This window comes from Amycolatopsis sp. cmx-11-51, assembly GCF_047608665.1.
In the GTDB taxonomy this organism is placed as follows: Bacteria; Actinomycetota; Actinomycetes; order Mycobacteriales; family Pseudonocardiaceae; genus Amycolatopsis.
In genome coordinates this window covers 106,139-122,842 of record NZ_JADNQO010000015.1, presented here as the reverse complement: position 1 = coordinate 122,842, position 16,704 = coordinate 106,139, and the positions used below count along the sequence as shown (strand labels likewise).

Here is a 16,704-nt window from a genome sequence, read left to right as displayed (position 1 = left end):
GACATCGCCATGACCTCGTCCCGACAGGACCGCATCGCGGCACTGCCCGCCCACCTGCGGGAGGCGCTGCGAGCGCGGATGGCGGGAACGGCCGCACCGGCGCCGGAGATCCCGGCCGCCGCCGACCGTTCCCGCCCGATCTCGCTCTCACCCGCCCAGCGACGGCTGTGGTTCCTCAGCAGGCTGCGCCCGGACGACTCCGAGTACAACAGCGCGTTCGCCCTGCGCCTGACCGGATCGCTCGACCACGCCGCGCTGGCCACCGCGCTCCGCCTGCTGGTCGCCCGGCACGAACCGTTGCGCACGACCTTCGACGAGGTCGACGGCGAAGGCGTCCAACTCGTCCAGCCGCCGTACGACGTCGCGTTGCCCGTCGTGGACGTCTCGTCCGAAGATCTCGAAGACGTCCTGCGTGCCGAGTACACGCGGCCGTTCGACCTGCGCCGCGGCCCGCTGCTGCGCGCGACCCTGGTGCGGCTCGCCGAGAACGAGCACGTGCTGCTGGTGTGCGTGCACCACATCGCCACCGACGGTGCGTCGATGGGCGTGCTGACCGAGGAACTCGGCCTGCTGTACCGCGACGGCGAACACGCGGCGCTGCCGCCGCAGCCGGTGCAGTACGCGGATTTCGCCGTCTGGCAAGGAAGCCGGTCGCCGCGCGGTGCCGGTCTGGACTTCTGGAAAGAGCAGCTCGCCGACGTCTCCCCGCTCGAGCTGCCCACCGACCGGCCGCGGCCCGCCGTCCGGAGCACCGCGGGCGCGGTGCGGGAATTCGCCGTCCCCACGGGGGTGTCCAAGCGGCTGGCGGAGCTGGCCCGGGAGTCGGAGACCACGCTGTTCACCGTGCTGCTCAGTGCCTGCCAGGCGCTGTTCGCCCGCTACACCGGGCAAGAGGACATCGCGCTCGGCACCGTCGTGCGGGGCCGCGAACGACCGGAACTCGAACGCGTCGTCGGTTTCTTCGTCAACACCGTCGTCCTGCGCACGGCCGTGGACTCTTCAGCGTCCTTCACCGAGCACCTGACCCACACGAAGCGAACCGTCCTGGACGCCTTCGGCCATGACGACGTGCCGTTCGACGCGGTGGTCGACGCCGTGCAGGCCGGCCGCGACCCGGGCCGCAACCCGCTGTTCGACGTCATGGTGCTGCTGCATTCGAGCACCGGTACCGGCCTGGAGTTCCCGGGACTGACCGCCGAACCGGCGGACGTCGCGCGGGACGCGGCGAACTTCGACCTGTCCGTGGAGTTCGAGGAGTCCGATGGCGAGCTGGCCGGACTTTTCGAGTACAGCACCGAACTTTTCGACGCCGCCACGATCGAGAAGATCGTCGGGCATCTGCTGCGGCTGCTGGCGGGGATCGCCGCCGGACCCGGCCGCCGGATCGCCGACCTGCCGCTGACCGACGACGCCGAAGAGCGCCGTCTGCTCGACTGGGGGAGTAGCGAGCTGGAAGTACCCGCGGCGACGATCGTCGATCTCCTGGACCACCAGGCGGGCACCCGGCCGGACGCGACCGCGCTGGTGTGCGGCGACGTCCGGCTGACCTTCGCCGAACTCGCCGCCCGCACCGACGCCCTCGCCGGAGAGCTGGCCGCTCGCGGCGCCGGTCCGGACCGGGTCGTCGCGGTGGTGCTGCCGCGTTCGGCGGACGCGATCGCCGCGTTGTTCGCCGTGCTCAAGGCGGGTGCCGTCCATCTGTCGATCGACCAGGGCCTGCCGCCGGAGCGGATCCGGGTGCTGCTGGACGACACCCGGCCGGTGGTCGTGCTCGACGAAACCTTCGACGGCACCACCGGTGGGCCGAGACCGGCCGCGCCTCGGCTTTCCGACGCCGCGTACGTCATCCACACCTCGGGCTCGACTGGCACGCCGAAGGGCGTCGTCGTCGAGCACGCGGCCCTGGTCAACCTGCTGGCCAACCACCGCGCCGTGTTCGGCCGTGACCCCCTGCGTGTCGCGTTGACCGCGACGCTGTCGTTCGACACCTCGTGGGAAGGCCCGCTGCTGCTCGCCGACGGCCACGAGCTGCATGTCATCACCGAGGAAACCCGTCTCGATCCGGCCGGGCTGATCCGCTACGTCCGGGACGCGCGTGTCGACTTCCTCGACGTGACGCCGTCCTACCTGCGGCAGCTGCTGCCGGCCGGGCTGCTCGACGGCGACCACCGGCCGCGGTTCCTGATGGTCGGCGGCGAGGCCCTCGACGAGGATCTCTGGCGCGAACTCGCCGCGTCCGACACTGCTGCCCACAACTACTACGGGCCCACCGAGTCCACTGTGGACGCCACGAGCGCGCCGGTGGCGGGCGAGCGGCCCGTGATCGGCAGGCCGCTCGGGAACGTGACCGCCTACGTCCTCGACGAGTGGTCGCGGCTCGTCCCGGCCGGCGTGCCGGGTGAGCTGTGCCTTTCCGGCGCACAACTCGCCCGCGGGTACCTCGGCAGGCCCGGCCTGACCGCCGACCGGTTCACCGCGGATCCGTTCGGCCCGCCGGGAACCCGGCTCTACCGCACGGGCGACCGCGCCCGCTGGACCGCGGACGGGCAGCTGGAACACCTCGGCCGGGTCGACGAGCAGGTCAAGGTCCGTGGCTTCCGGATCGAACCGGGCGAGGTCGAGGCCGTGCTGCGTGCGCAACCGGACGTCACCGACGCCGCGGTGGACGCGCGCGACGGCCGCCTGGTCGCCTACGTCGTCGGCGACGCCGATCCTGTCCGGCTTCGGACCGCGTTGACCGGAATCCTGCCCGGCCACCTCGTGCCCTCGGCGTTCGTCGCCCTCGACCGGTTCCCGCTGACCCGGCACGGCAAGCTGGACCGGCGGGCCCTGCCCGATCCGGAGCACACCACTTCCACCCCGTACGTCGCTCCCCGGGACGAACGCGAGCGGCTGGTGACCGATATCTGGTCCGAGGTCCTCGGCGTCGAGCGGGTCGGCACCGACGACAACTTCTTCGACCTCGGCGGGGACTCCCTGCTCGGGATCCGGGTTCTCGCCCGGTTGCGGGACGCACTGGGCGCCGAAGTGCCCGCGCGGCTGGTGTTCACTGCGCCCACCCCGGCGCGGCTCGCCGCGCAACTGCCGTCCGCCAGGGCGTCCCGGACGACGATCCCGCTGCTGCCCCGCGACGGGGGCCGCTTCGAAGCGCCGCTGTCCTTCGCCCAGCAACGGCTGTGGTTCCTCGACGAATTCGAACCGGGCAGCACCGAATACGTGTCGCCGACCGCGCTGCGGCTGCGCGGCGAGCTGGACTTCGGCGCGCTCGACCGCGCGCTGACCGCGTTGGTCGCCCGGCACGAGTCCCTGCGCACCACATTCGCGACCGTCGACGGACGCGGCGTCCAGGTGATCCATCCGCCGTACACCGTCGACGTCCCCGTCTCCGACGGCGACCTGGACACCGCGCTCGCCGCCGCGACCGGCCCCGTCGACCTGCACGCCGGCCCGTTGCTGCGGGCGGCGCTCACCCGGCTCGCCCCCGGTGACCACGTGCTCACCCTCGTGCTGCACCACATCGTCACCGACGGCTGGTCCTCGGGCGTGCTGCTGGGCGAACTGGCCGCTTGCTACACCGCGTTCGCCCGCGGTGAGGAGCCGCACCTTCCGCCGCTTTCGGCGCAGTACGCCGATTACGCCGTCTGGCAGCGGGAACGCCTGCAGGGCACCGAGTTCGACGCTCAGCTCAGCTACTGGCGCCACCGGCTCGACGGGATTCCGGCGCTGGAGCTGCCCACCGACCGGCCTCGTCCGGCCGTCCGGACCAAGAACGGCGCCCTGCACGAATTCAGCGTGCCCGCCGGGACCACGGCGCGGCTCAAGGAGCTGTCCCGTCGTCAGGGTGGCACCCTGTTCATGACCCTGCTCGCCGCCTCCAAGCTGGTGTTCGCGCGGTGGTCGGGGCAGGACGACATCGCCGTCGGTACTGTGGTTTCCGGCCGTGAGCGCACCGATCTCGAAGGTCTGATCGGCTTCTTCGTCAATACGCTCGTCCTGCGGTCCACAGTGGACTTGAAGCGCGGATTCGACACTTTCCTGGACGACGTGCGCGATACCGTCCTGGACGCCTTCGCTCACCAGGATGTGCCTTTCGACCGCGTCGTCGACGACCTCCAGCCCGAACGCGACACCAGCCGGACCCCGTTGTGCCAGGTCCTGGTCGTCCTGCACAACACGCCGGACGCCCGCCCGTCGATGTCCGGAGTGGACGTCGAGGAGCTGGCGCCGCCGGTCGTGACCGCCGGTTTCGACCTCACGATCCACTTCCAGGAGACCGCCGGACGGCTCGACGCGCTGGTCAACTACAACACCGATCTGTTCGACGCCACCACGATCGAACGGCTGACCGGCTGGCTGAGCCTGCTGCTCGACGGCATCGCGACGGCTCCGGAGCGGCCGCTCGGACGGCTGCCGTGGATCAGCCCCGCCGACCACGACCGGGTCCTGCTGGAGTGGAACGGCAAGGCGGCCGCCGAACCGGCGCCCGCCCTGCACGAACTCTTCGCCGCACAGGTGGCGCGCACCCCGGACGCCGTCGCTGTGACGAGTGGGAACACCGAGCTGACCTACGACGAACTGGACCGGCGCGCCAATCGCCTCGCCCACCGGTTGATCGCCGAAGGAGCCGGTCCGGAGCGGCTGGTGGCGCTCCGGCTGCCGCGCACGGCGGACCTCGTCGTCGCGGTACTCGGGGTGCTGAAAACGGGTGCGGCGTACCTCCCGATCGACCCGGCCTACCCGGCCGCGCGGATCGAGGCGACGCTGGCGGACGCTAGCCCGGTCTGCGTCGTCGACTCCGTCGAGGCCGAGGAATGGCCGGAGACGGCTCCGGCGGTGAAGGTCGAGGCGGACAACACCGCCTACGTCATCTACACCTCCGGCTCCACCGGTGTGCCCAAGGGCGTGCTGGTCCCGCACGCGAACGTGACCCGGCTGTTCTCCTCGACCGACGCCTGGTTCGGCTTCGGCGACCAGGACGTTTGGACGCTGTTCCACTCCTACGCGTTCGACTTCTCGGTCTGGGAACTGTGGGGAGCGCTGCTGCACGGCGGCAGGCTCGTCGTCGTGCCGCAGGACACGGTCCGCGAGCCGGAAGACTTCCTGGCACTGCTGGCCGAGCAGCGGGTGACGGTCCTCAACCAGACACCGTCGGCGTTCTACCGGCTGAGCGCGCTGTCCTCGCCACCGTTGAGTCTTCGGTACGTGATCTTCGGCGGCGAAGCGCTGGATCCCGCGCGGCTGGCGGAGTGGTACCGGCGGCATCCGGACGGACCGCGGCTGGTCAACATGTACGGCATCACCGAAACCACGGTGCACGTGACCTACCGGGCGCTGGAAGCAGGCGGATCCGGCGCGGTCGGCGTGCCGATCCCGGATCTGCGGACCTACGTGCTCGACGCGGATTTAGCACCGGTGCCGCCCGGTGTCACCGGCGAGCTGTACGTCGCGGGCGCGGGGCTGGCCCGCGGTTACCTCGATCGCCCCGGCCTGACTGCCTCGCGTTTCCTCGCAGATCCCTTCGGTGCTCCCGGAACCCGCATGTACCGCACCGGCGACCTGCTGCGCTGGACCGCCGACGGTGAGCTGGACTACCGCGGCCGGGCCGACCACCAGGTCAAGATCCGCGGGTTCCGGATCGAACCCGGCGAGATCGAAGCCGCTTTGATCGCCCATCCCGACGTCGACGCGGCCGCCGTCGTCGCGCACGGCACCGGGGACGCCCGCCGTCTCGTCGCCTATCTGACCGGTGCAGTGCCGGGGACCATCGCGTTGCGAGAGTTCCTCGGCCGCTCGCTGCCCGCGCAGATGGTGCCCGCGGTGTTCGTCCCGCTGGAGCGGTTGCCGCTCAACGCCAACGGCAAACTCGATCACCGGGCGCTGCCGGAGCCGGGCGCGCGGACCGAGAACCGCTACGTGGCCCCGCGCACCGAAGCCGAGACCGTACTGGCCGCGGTGTGGTCAGGAGTGCTGGGCGTCGACCGGGTCGGCGTCGAGGACAACTTCTTCGGCCTCGGGGGAGACTCGATCCTCAGCATCCAGGTCGTCGCCGCGGCCCGGCAGGCGGGGCTGGCCTTGACGTCCAAGGACCTGTTCCGCAATCAGACCATCGCCGAACTCGCCACCGTCGCCCAGCCTGACGCGCCTGTCGCGCCGGTCGAGGACAAGGGCGGGCCTGCCCCGCTCGGCCCGATCCAGTCCTGGCTGTTCGAGCACCTTGACGAGCCATGGCGGCTCACCATGTCCGTGCACGTCGTACTGTCCTCAGTGGACGTACCGAGGCTGATCGCCGCGCTGGGCCGGGTCGCCGGGAGGCACGACGCGCTTCGCCTGCGCTTCTCCCGCAAGGACCACGGCTGGGTGCAGGAAGCCGCGCCGGTCGAGTCGGCCGACCTCCTCCGTCAGGTCGATCTGTCCGAAGTGGACGATGTGGCCGCGGCGATGCACGCCGAGGCGGTGCGGGCACAGATCTCGCTCGACATCGTCACCGGGCCGCTCTGGCGCGCGGTACTGTTCACCTTCCGCGGTCGGGCGCCGCAACTGTTCCTCACCGCGCACCATCTCGTCATGGACGGGGTGTCGTGGCGCATTCTGCTGGCCGACCTCGAACGCGCCTATCTCGGCGAAGAGCTGGAACCAGTGCGAACTTCTTTCACCTCTTGGGCTCGTTCGCTGGACGAGCACGTGAAAATGGGACGCCTCGACAAGGAAGTCCCGTACTGGGAAACTTCTTTTCGCGGTGCGCGAACGGACATTCCGGTTGATCGTTCGGGCCGAAACGCCGCGAAATCGGAGCGCGGCGTCTCGGTGTCACTTGGCCGGGCCGAGACCGCCGCGCTCCTTCGCGACGTTCCCGACGCGTACCGGACCGAGGTCAACGACGTCCTGGTGAGCGCGCTGGGCCGAGTGCTGTCCCAGTGGACGGGCCGGCCGAGGGTCGTGCTGGCCATGGAAGGCCACGGCCGCGAAGAACTCGCCGGGCCACTCGACCTTTCACGGACGATCGGTTGGTTCACCGCCCAATACCCGCTCGCGCTGACCCTGCCCGAAGGTGGGTGGGGCGAGGTGCTCAAAAGTGTCAAGGAACAGTTGCGCGCGGTTCCGAACAAAGGTGCCGGATTCGAGGCTTTGCGTTACTTGAGCCCCCCGGAAGCGCCGGTTTCCGCCTTGCGTACGGCAGTTGCACCGCAGATTTCGTTCAATTACCACGGCCGCTGGGATGTGGGTGCCACCGCTGAAGGATGGTTCAAAGGACGAGGCGAAAGCATCGGACAAGACATCTCTCCCGAAAGTGTCCGCCCGTATCTGCTCGATGTCATCGGCGTCGTCGAAGGCGGGGAATTGCATCTCACCTGGCAGTACTCGGATGAAATGCATGAGGAAAGCACGGTTCGAGCGCTCGCCGATGCCATGCGCGACGCCTTGCGTGGCATCGTCGCCCATTGCGCCGAGACCGGCGGGCGTACGCCGTCGGACTTCCCGCTGGCCCGGCTCGGCCAGGCAGACGTCGACCGCCTCGCCGGGGACGGCCGCGACGTAGAGGACATCTACCCGCTCACGCCGTTGCAGACGGGCATGCTGTTCCACAGCCTGGTGGACACCGGCTCGAACGCCTATTTCGACCAGTTCCGGCTTCACCTGGCCGGAGTGAGCCATCCGGAGGCACTCGCCGAGGCATGGCAACGCGTCGTGGACCGCACGCCCATCCTGCGCAGCAGCACCGCGTGGGAAGGCATGGACATTCCGGTCCAGCGCGTGCACCGCGAGGTCCGGGTCCCGGTCGGGCAGCACGACTGGCGTGGGCTCACGCCGGAGGATCAGCGGCGGGCACTGAACGAGTTGCTGGCGGACGACGTCGCGGCAGGGATGGATCTGACCGCGCCGCCGCTGATGCGCCTCGCGATCGCCCGGGTCGCCGACAGTGAGGTCCAGCTGGTGTGGACCTCGCATCACGTCCTGCTCGACGGCTGGAGCACGGCGCAGGTCTTCGGCGAGGTGTGCGAGCAGTACGCGGCCATCGTCGAAGGCCGGGCCGCGCGGCTGGTTCCCCGCCGTCCGTTCCGCGACTACCTGGCCTGGCTCGACGTCCAGGACCACGCCGAGGCGATCGACCACTGGCGGACGGTGCTGGACGGTTTCACCACGCCGACCCCGCTGCCCTACGACCGGCGGCCCCAAGAGGCCCACCGCGCCGAATCCGCGGGAGCGGTCCTGGTCGAACTGACCCCGGAGGAGTCCTCCCGGTTGCACGAGATGGCGAAGGCCGCCGCGCTGACGGTGAACTCCATCGTGCAAGGCGCCTGGGCGTTGCTGCTCTCGCGCTACAGCGGGGAAACCGACGTGTTGTTCGGCGCCACCGTGTCCGGCCGCCCGGAGGGAATGCCGGGTGTCGAGGCGATGATCGGCATGTTCATCAACACCGTCCCCGCCAGGGTGGAGATCCACGGGCGGGAGTCCGTCGTCGACTGGCTGCGTGAACTCCAGGCGGCACAGGCCGACGCCCGCCGGTACGACTTCCTCGCCCTGTCCGAACTGCAGTCGCTGACGGCCGTGCCCGCCGGTACGGCGCTGTTCGACACCGTGGTGGTCTTCGAGAACTACCCGATCGAAGACAGCGGGCAGGCGGAGGTGCGCGTGCTCGACGTCGATTCGCTGGACACGACGAACTTTCCGCTGAACCTCACCGCGTATCTGCATGACAAGCTCGGTCTCGAGTTGTCGTACGACCCGCGGTTGTTCGACGCGGCCACGGTCCGCCGTCTGGGGGGCCAGCTCGCCGGCTTCGTCCGTGCCATCACCGCCGACCCGCGGTGCCGGCTCGACGCGCTGTCCCCGCTGACCCCCGGCGAACGGCACGACCTGCTGGCCTCGGGCAGCGGTCCGGTGATCGACGTACCGCCGGGCACGGTCCTGGACGTCTTCGAAGAGACGGTCGCCCGTCTGCCGCACGAGACCGCGCTGGTCTTCCGCGACACGATTCTCGATTTCGCCGAGGTCGATGCCCGCGCCACGCGGCTGGCGCGGGAGCTGACCGCACGCGGTGCGGGGCCGGAAGAGGTGGTGGCCGTCGCGCTGCCCCGCTCGGCCGAAGCCGTCATCGCGATCCTCGCGATCTTCAAGGCGGGGGCGGTGTATCTGCCGATCGATCCGGAACTTCCGCAGGAGCGCAAGCAGTTCCTCCTGGACGACGCTCGACCGGTGGTGGTGCTCGGCGAACCGGGGCACGCTCCCGAGACGTCCGAAGGGCGACGGGCGAGCGTGGACAACGCCGCCTATGTCATCTACACCTCGGGTTCGACGGGAACGCCGAAGGGCGTCGTCATCGAGCACCGTGGCCTGATGAACATGCTCGCCGCGCACCGCCACGGCTTTCTCGGTCAGGAGCGCAGGCGGATCGCGCTCACCGCCTCGTTCTCCTTCGACACGTCATGGGAAGGGGTGCTGGCGTTGATCGACGGCCATGAGTTGCACGTGCTCGACGACGAGACACGGCTCGATCCCCGTGCCGCCGTCGGCTACCTCCGTGACCACCGGATCGACCTGCTCGACCTGACCCCGACCTACCTCCGGCAGCTGATGGACGCCGGTCTGCTGACCGGCGAACACCGCCCCGGCAGCGTGATGGTAGGCGGCGAGGCGCTCGATGAGCGGCTGTGGCGTGAGCTGGTGGACTCCGGTGTCACCTCGTACAACTACTACGGCCCCACCGAGGTGACCGTCGATGCCGTCCACACCCCGGTGACGGGGGAGCGCCCCCTGATCGGCCGTCCGCTGGCCAACCTGCGAGCGTACGTCTTGGACGCGGCCGGATCACCGGTTCCCACCGGAATGCCGGGAGAGCTGTGCCTCGCCGGTGTCCAGCTCGCCCGCGGCTACCTCGGCCGTTCCGGGCTGACCGCGGACCGGTTCGTCGCCGATCCCTTCGGCCCGCCGGGCACTCGCATGTACCGCACCGGTGACCGGGTGCGCTGGACCGCCGACGGTCAGATCGACTACCTCGGCCGGGTCGACGACCAGGTGAAGATCCGCGGGTTCCGGGTCGAACCCGGGGAGGTGGAAGCCTTGCTGCGGCAGCATCCCGCGGTCACCGACACCACGGTCGCCGCCAGGGACGGGCGGCTCGTCGCCTACGTCGTCGGCGACATCCAGAGACTGAGGGACTGGCTGCGGGATCGCCTGCCGGACCATCTCGTCCCGACGGCGTTCGTCGCGCTCGACGCGCTTCCCTTGACCCGTAACGGCAAGGTCGACCGGCGGGCGCTGCCCGCGCCCGGCAGGGACACCGCCGTCGAGTACGTGGCGCCGCGGACCGCGACCGAACGCCGTCTCGCGGGGATCTGGGCCGAGGTGCTGAAGATCGACCAGGTCGGGGTCACGGACAGCTTCTTCGAGCTCGGCGGGGACTCGATCCTCAGCATGCGGATCACGTCTCGAGTGCGTGCCGAGCTGGGTGTCGACATCTCGCCACGCGCGCTGTTCACCACGCCGATGCTCGGCCGGTTCGCCGCCGCGTTGCCGGACCAGCGGGCCGAGACGCCGCAAATTCCCGCTGTGGCACGAGATGGTGCTCTTCCGTTGTCGTTCGCCCAGCAGCGGCTGTGGTTCCTGGACGAGTTCGAGCCGGGCGGTACCGAATACCTGTCGCCCACGGCGCTGCGGCTCCGCGGCGAACTCGATCTCGACGCCCTGAACCAGGCGCTCGACACCCTGGTCGCCCGGCACGAATCGCTGCGCACGACCTTCGACGCCGTCGACGGTCGCGGCGTCCAGTTCGTGCACGAGCCCTACCACGTCGGCCTCCCGGTCGAGCTTTTCGACGAGGACACGCTGGCGCGCGAGGCGTCGCGGCCGTTCGACCTGCGCACCGGCCCGCTCCTGCGGGCCCGGCTGTTCCGGCGCACGTCCGACGAGCACGTCCTGTTGCTCGTGCTGCACCACATCGTCACCGACGGCTGGTCCTCGGGCGTGCTGGCCGCCGAACTCGACGACTGCTACACCGCCTTCGCCCGCGGTGAGGAACCGCGGCTGCCCGCGCTTCCGGTGCAGTACGCGGACTTCGCGACCTGGCAGCGCGAACAGCTCGACGGCCCCGAACTCGCCGGTGAGCTGGACTACTGGCGCGACCGGCTCGCCGGGCTCGAACCGCTCGAACTGCCAACCGACCGGCCCCGGCCCGCGGTGCGCACGACGGAAGGGGAATGGCTCGGCTTCGACGTCCCCGCGGACGTCACCGCGAAACTCCGGGAATTGGCCAAGGGGCAGGACGGCACGCTGTTCATGACCTTGGTCGCGGCCTGCCAGGTGTTGCTGGCAGGCTGGACGGGCCAGGAAGACGTCGCCGTGGGCACCGTGACGGCCGGCCGGGACCGCGCCGAACTGCAGCGTCTCGTCGGGTTCTTCGTCAACACCCTGGCCCTGCGGTCCACAGTGGACAAGCGGCGGTCGTTCCGGGAGATCCTGGCGCAGGTGCGGGAAGTGGTACTCGACGCGTTCGCCAACCAGGACGTTCCATTCGAACGCGTGGTGGACGCGGTGCAGCCGGTCCGCGACCCGAGCCGGACCCCGCTGTTCCAGGCCATGGTGGTCCTGCAGAACGTCGACGACGGGTCCGGCACCGGCACGCTGGTAGCGGGAGAGGAGCCGCTGCCCGCAGGGTCGGCGAACTTCGACCTGCTCGTGCAGTTCGAAGAGGACGGCGACGGGCTGAACGGGGCGATCAACTACAGCACCGGGCTGTTCGACACGGAGACGATCGAGCGCCTGATCGCGCGGCTGCGGACGCTGTTGAGCACGCTCGCCGCCGAGCCGGACAGCCCGATGGCCGCCTTGCCGATGCTGCCTTCGGACGAACTCGAGCAACTGCGGGATTGGAACGACACCGCACGCCACATCACGGCCGCTTCACTGGCCGAACTGGTCGAGGCGCAGGCGCGCCGGACACCCAAGGCACCCGCGCTGCTGTCCGACGACGGCTCGATCACCTTCGCGGGGCTGAACGCACGGGCGAACCGGCTGGCCCGACTGCTCACCGAGCGAGGTGCCGGGCCCGAACGGATCGTCGCGGTCCTCCTGCCGCGTTCGGTGGCGCTCGTGGTCACCGAACTGGCCGTGGCGAAGACCGGGGCCGCGTTCCTGCCCGTGGACCCCGGCTATCCGGCCGAGCGCGTGGAGTTCATGCTGCGTGACGCCGACCCGGTTCTGGTGGTGGACACCGAACTCGACGCTTCGGGGTACTCCGACACCGATCTGGGCGTGCCGGTGGACCCGGCTCAGCCCGCGTATGTGATCTACACGTCCGGCTCGACCGGGCGGCCCAAGGGCGTCGTCGTGTCCCACACCGGACTGGCCTCGTTTTCCGCCGCCGAAATCGAACACTGTGAGGTGCGCGCCGGAGATCGTGTCCTGGCGTTCAGCTCGCCCAGTTTCGACGCGTCGATCCTGGAGCTGTGCCTGTCCCTGCCCGCCGGCGCCACGCTCGTCGTGCCGCCCGAGGGACCGCTGCTCGGCGCTCCGCTCGCCGATGTCCTGCGGCGGCACCGGGTCACCCACGCGCTGATCCCGCCGGTCGCGCTGGCGACCGTGCCGGAGGCGCGTCTGCCGGACTTCCGGACCGTGATCGTCGGCGGCGACACCTGTCCCGCCGCGGTGGTGGAACGGTGGGCGCCCGGCAGGCGGATGATCAACGCGTACGGGCCCACGGAGGCCACCGTCGTCACCTCGTGGAGTGAACCGCTGAGCCCTGGTGGCACCCCGCCGATCGGCACGCCGATCCCGAACACCGAGGTGCACGTCCTGGACACCGCGCTGCGGCCGGTTCCGATCGGGACGACCGGCGAGCTGTTCGTCGCCGGCGCCGGGCTGGCCCGCGGCTACCTGAAACGGCCGGGCCTCACCGCCGACCGGTTCGTCGTGAACCCCTTCGGCGCGGCGGGAACCCGGATGTACCGGACCGGCGATCTGGTCCGGTGGACGGCCTCGGGCGCGCTGGAGTTCGTGGGCCGCGTGGACGAGCAGGTCAAGGTCCGCGGGTTCCGGGTGGAGCTCGGCGAGATCGAGACGGCGTTGCGGCGACACCCGTCGGTGCGCGACGCCGTCGTGGTCGCCCGCGAGATCGGCGGGCACAAACGGCTCGTCGCCTACGTCGTCGGCGAACCGGCGGACCTGCGCGCCTTCCTCGGCGAAACGCTGCCGGACTACCTTGTGCCGTCGATCTTCGTACCGCTGGCGGCGGTGCCGACGACTCCCAACGGCAAGGTGAACCGCGCGGCGCTCCCGGCCCCGGATCCGTCCTTGACGCAGACCGCGAGCTACGTGGAACCGCGCACCGAAACGGAATCGTCGCTGGCGAAACTCTGGGCCGAGGTCCTCGGCCTGGACCGGGTCGGTGCCACGGACAACTTCTTCGACCTCGGCGGTGACTCGATCCTGAGCATCCAGGTCGTCCACCGCGCCCGCCAGGCCGGGCTGGCGATGCGGTCGAAGGACCTGTTCACCCACCAGACGGTCGCCGAACTCGCGACGGTGGTGAAGCAGGCCGACACCGCGGTCGTGGACCGCGAGGTCGTCGTCGGCGACGTGCCGCTGACGCCGATCCAGCACTGGTTCCTCGCCTCGGAGCCCGCCAATCCGGCGCACTTCAACCAATCCGTGCTCGTCGAACTGGGCGGAGGAGTGGAGGAGGAGGCGCTGCGGCAGGCACTCGACGCCGTCGTCGCCCAGCACGACGCCCTGCGCCTGCGGTTCGAGCGGACCTCCGACGGCTGGACGCAGTACAACGAGCCGGTCGAGCCGAAGTCCGTGCTGAAGAAGGTGCCCGCCGCCGATCTGGAGGCCGAGGCCGAAAACGCGCAGGCGGACTTCGACCTCACCCGGCCGCCGCATCTGCGCGCACTGCTGACAGAACCGGCCGAAGGGGACAATCCACAACTGTTCCTCGCCGCGCATCACCTGGTCGTCGACGCGGTGTCGTGGAGCATCCTGCTCGAAGACCTCGAAAACGCGTACCGGCAGATCGAGGCGGGGGAGAAGGCCGACCTCGGGACCAAGACGACGTCCTTCCGCGACTGGGCGCACCGGCTGCGCGAGTTCGTCGAAGGCGGTGAGCTGGACGGCGAACACGAGCACTGGGCACGCGAACTACCCGGTCGCACGATCCCGCGCGACCGGACCGACGCGCCGCCGTCCCCACCCGAAGTGGTCAATGTCGAGATCGACGAACGGGACACCGACGCCCTGCTGCACCGGGCACCCGGCGCCTATCGCACCCGGATCAACGATGTCCTGCTGACCGCGCTCGCCAGGGCGCTCACCCGGTGGACCGGCCAGCGGGCCGTCGCCGTCGACCTGGAAGGCCATGGGCGCGAGGAGATCCTCGACGACGTCGACCTCTCTCGCACGGTCGGCTGGTTCACCACCCTGTTCCCGGTCGGGCTCACGGTCGATCCTTCCGTCGGCTGGCGTGATCTCGTCAAAGCGGTCAGGAAACAGCTGCGAGCCTTGCCCGGCAACGGTTTCGGTTACGGTGCCCTGCGCTACTTCCGGTTCCCGGACCTCCGCGACGCGGCGCCGGAGGTCGCGTTCAACTATCTGGGCCAGGGCGATCACGCCGGTGAGGGCAGCGGGCTCTACCGGCGTGCCCTCGCGCCGGTCGGCCGGGAGCAGGATCCCGCGAACCGCCCGCCGCATGTGCTCGAAGTGGTCGGCGGAGTGCGGGACGGCAAGCTGGAGTTCTCCTGGTACTACCAGCCGCACCTGAACACCCAGGCCACGGTCGCGGCGGTGGCCGCGGACTTCGCCGACGCCCTGCGGGCCATCGCGGCCGACTGCCGGGGAGACGACGCGTGAGCCGGCTGGGAAAGAACCGTGACTATCGGCTCCTGTGGACCGGGCAGGTCGTCTCCGAAGCCGGGTTCAGCACCACCATGATCGCCTTTCCTCTGGTGGTACTGGCGATCACCGGATCCGCCGCGCAGTCGGGCCTCGTCGTCGGCGCGGTGGCGATCGCCCAGCTGGTCACCGGTCTGCCAGCCGGAGCGCTCGTGGACCGCTGGCCCCGTAAACGGATCATGCTCGGCTGTGAGGCCGTGCAAGCGATCGCGGCCGCCGGGCTCGTCCTCGCACTGTGGTGGGGGAAGGCCGGAGTCGGGCTCCTGGTCGTCGTCGCCGTGGTGATGGGAGTGTGCCGGGCACTGTTCGAACCGGCGGAGGAGGCGAGCCTGCCCCGCCTGGTGCCGAGCGAACAAGTCCCGGCCGCCGTCGCGCTGAACGCGGCGAGGACCAGCGCCGGGCAGCTGTCCGGCACCGCGCTCGGCGGCTTCCTGTTCGCGCTCGGCCGGTTCGTCCCGTTCGTCTTCGACGTCTTCACGCATCTCTTCGCGTTCGTGGCGCTGCTGTTCGTCCGGATCCCGGACCGGGTCACCGCGACCGCCCGGCCACCGGCGCATCTGGGCCGGGAAATCGTCGAAGGAGTGCGGTGGGTGTGGGGGCAGCCCCGGCTGCGCGTCACGACGTTCTGCGTGATCAGCCTGAACCTGTTCTTCTCGGCCTACTACCTGGTGATCATCGTGCTGGCCAACGACCGCGGCATGCCCTCCGGCGAGATCGGGGTGATGGCGGCGATGCTCGGTGCGGGCGGCATTCTCGGCGCCTTGGCCGCACCGTACCTGCACCGCAAGATCAGCCCGTACCTGCTGATCACCGGGGTGTTCTGGGCGCTGACCGTCCTGACCCCGCTCGCGATCTTCGTGCACAACGGCTACCTCATGGGGCTGCTGTTCGCCGCGATCGCCTTTCTCCCACCGGCGGCGAACACCGCCATCGGCACCTACCAGTTGCTGAACACCCCCGACGAACTGCGCGGCAGGCTGGGGGGAGTGCTGGGCGTGACCGGCGGCCTGGCCGCCGCGCTCGGCCCGGCGTTCGGCGGCTGGCTCGTCGAGGTGTTTCCCGGCCCGCCCGCGGTGCTCGTCTGTGCGGGCGCCATCGCGGTGATCACCGTGGTGACCGCCGTCAATCCCACCCTGCGCGGCTTTCCCGCCGCGTCCGAACCAGCCGAAGTGACCGCCGCAACCAACACCGAATAACCGAGAGAGGAAACCCGATGGACGACAACACCACTTTTCAGGTCCTGGTCAACGACGAGGACCAGCACTCCCTCTGGCCGGCGGAGAAGGAGATCCCGGACGGCTGGCGCGCGGAGGGCAAGACGGGCACCCGCCAGGAGTGCATGGACCACGTGGACGAGGTCTGGACCGACATGCGTCCCCGCAGTCTCCGTGAGCGGATGGCGGCCGAGTAGGGCGTCCACGGGTTGCCCCGGTCGGGATTCCGGCCTGGGCAACCCGTGGCCGAACTCCGGTGGTCACCCCACCACGGAACCCGCGGGATCTGATGATGAACCGTGCCGCTGCCTGAGCGAGGCCACGCTTGCGGTCACGTTCTGGGTGATCTGGCTAGCGACCAGGCGTGGTGCCATCGCGCGTTCCACAGTGGCGGGCGGTCTGCGCGAGAGTCGTTCGATGGCCACCTGAACTACTCAGCCCTCGCTCGACGGCCGTGTGGGATGGGCGGCCTCGTCGGATGGCTCCGAGGTCCACGTGTTCACTACAGGGACCGTCGGTTCGCGGCGTCAGGTGTCGACGGGTGGCAACCCGGCGGTGGGGTGCGGTTGACGGAGCACCGGATCGGCTGGGGCCCGCGTGGAGGCGC

The 16,704-nt window shown here is 70.2% G+C and carries 3 protein-coding genes; all 3 read left to right on the top strand.

Annotated features, from left to right (window positions below; genetic code table 11):
* Positions 1-9: 9 nt before the first annotated feature.
* From ACM6LU_RS33195 to ACM6LU_RS33185, 3 genes are read left to right on the top strand one after another with little or no spacing between them, the layout of a single operon-like run.
* A complete protein-coding gene (locus ACM6LU_RS33195) occupies positions 10-14,841 on the top strand; it encodes a non-ribosomal peptide synthase/polyketide synthase (protein WP_414941778.1) in 14,832 nt (4,943 codons plus the stop codon).
* Positions 14,838-16,079 (top strand): MFS transporter, encoded by a 1,242-nt coding sequence (locus tag ACM6LU_RS33190; protein WP_414941777.1) that lies wholly within the window; start codon positions 14,838-14,840, stop codon positions 16,077-16,079. Before ACM6LU_RS33195 ends, ACM6LU_RS33190 begins: the two co-directional genes overlap by 4 nt.
* 17 nt (positions 16,080-16,096) lie before the next feature.
* Entirely contained in the window at positions 16,097-16,294 is a 198-nt protein-coding gene (locus ACM6LU_RS33185; RefSeq protein ID WP_414941776.1) for an MbtH family protein, read from the top strand.
* The last annotated feature ends 410 nt before the right edge of the window (positions 16,295-16,704 follow it).

Excerpts from the sequence above, each read along its gene's own strand:
- ACM6LU_RS33195 (WP_414941778.1), top strand. The coding sequence starts at position 10 with ATGACCTCGTCCCGACAGGACCGCATCGCGGCACTGCCCGCCCACCTG.
- ACM6LU_RS33185 (WP_414941776.1), top strand. The coding sequence starts at position 16,097 with ATGGACGACAACACCACTTTTCAGGTCCTGGTCAACGACGAGGACCAG.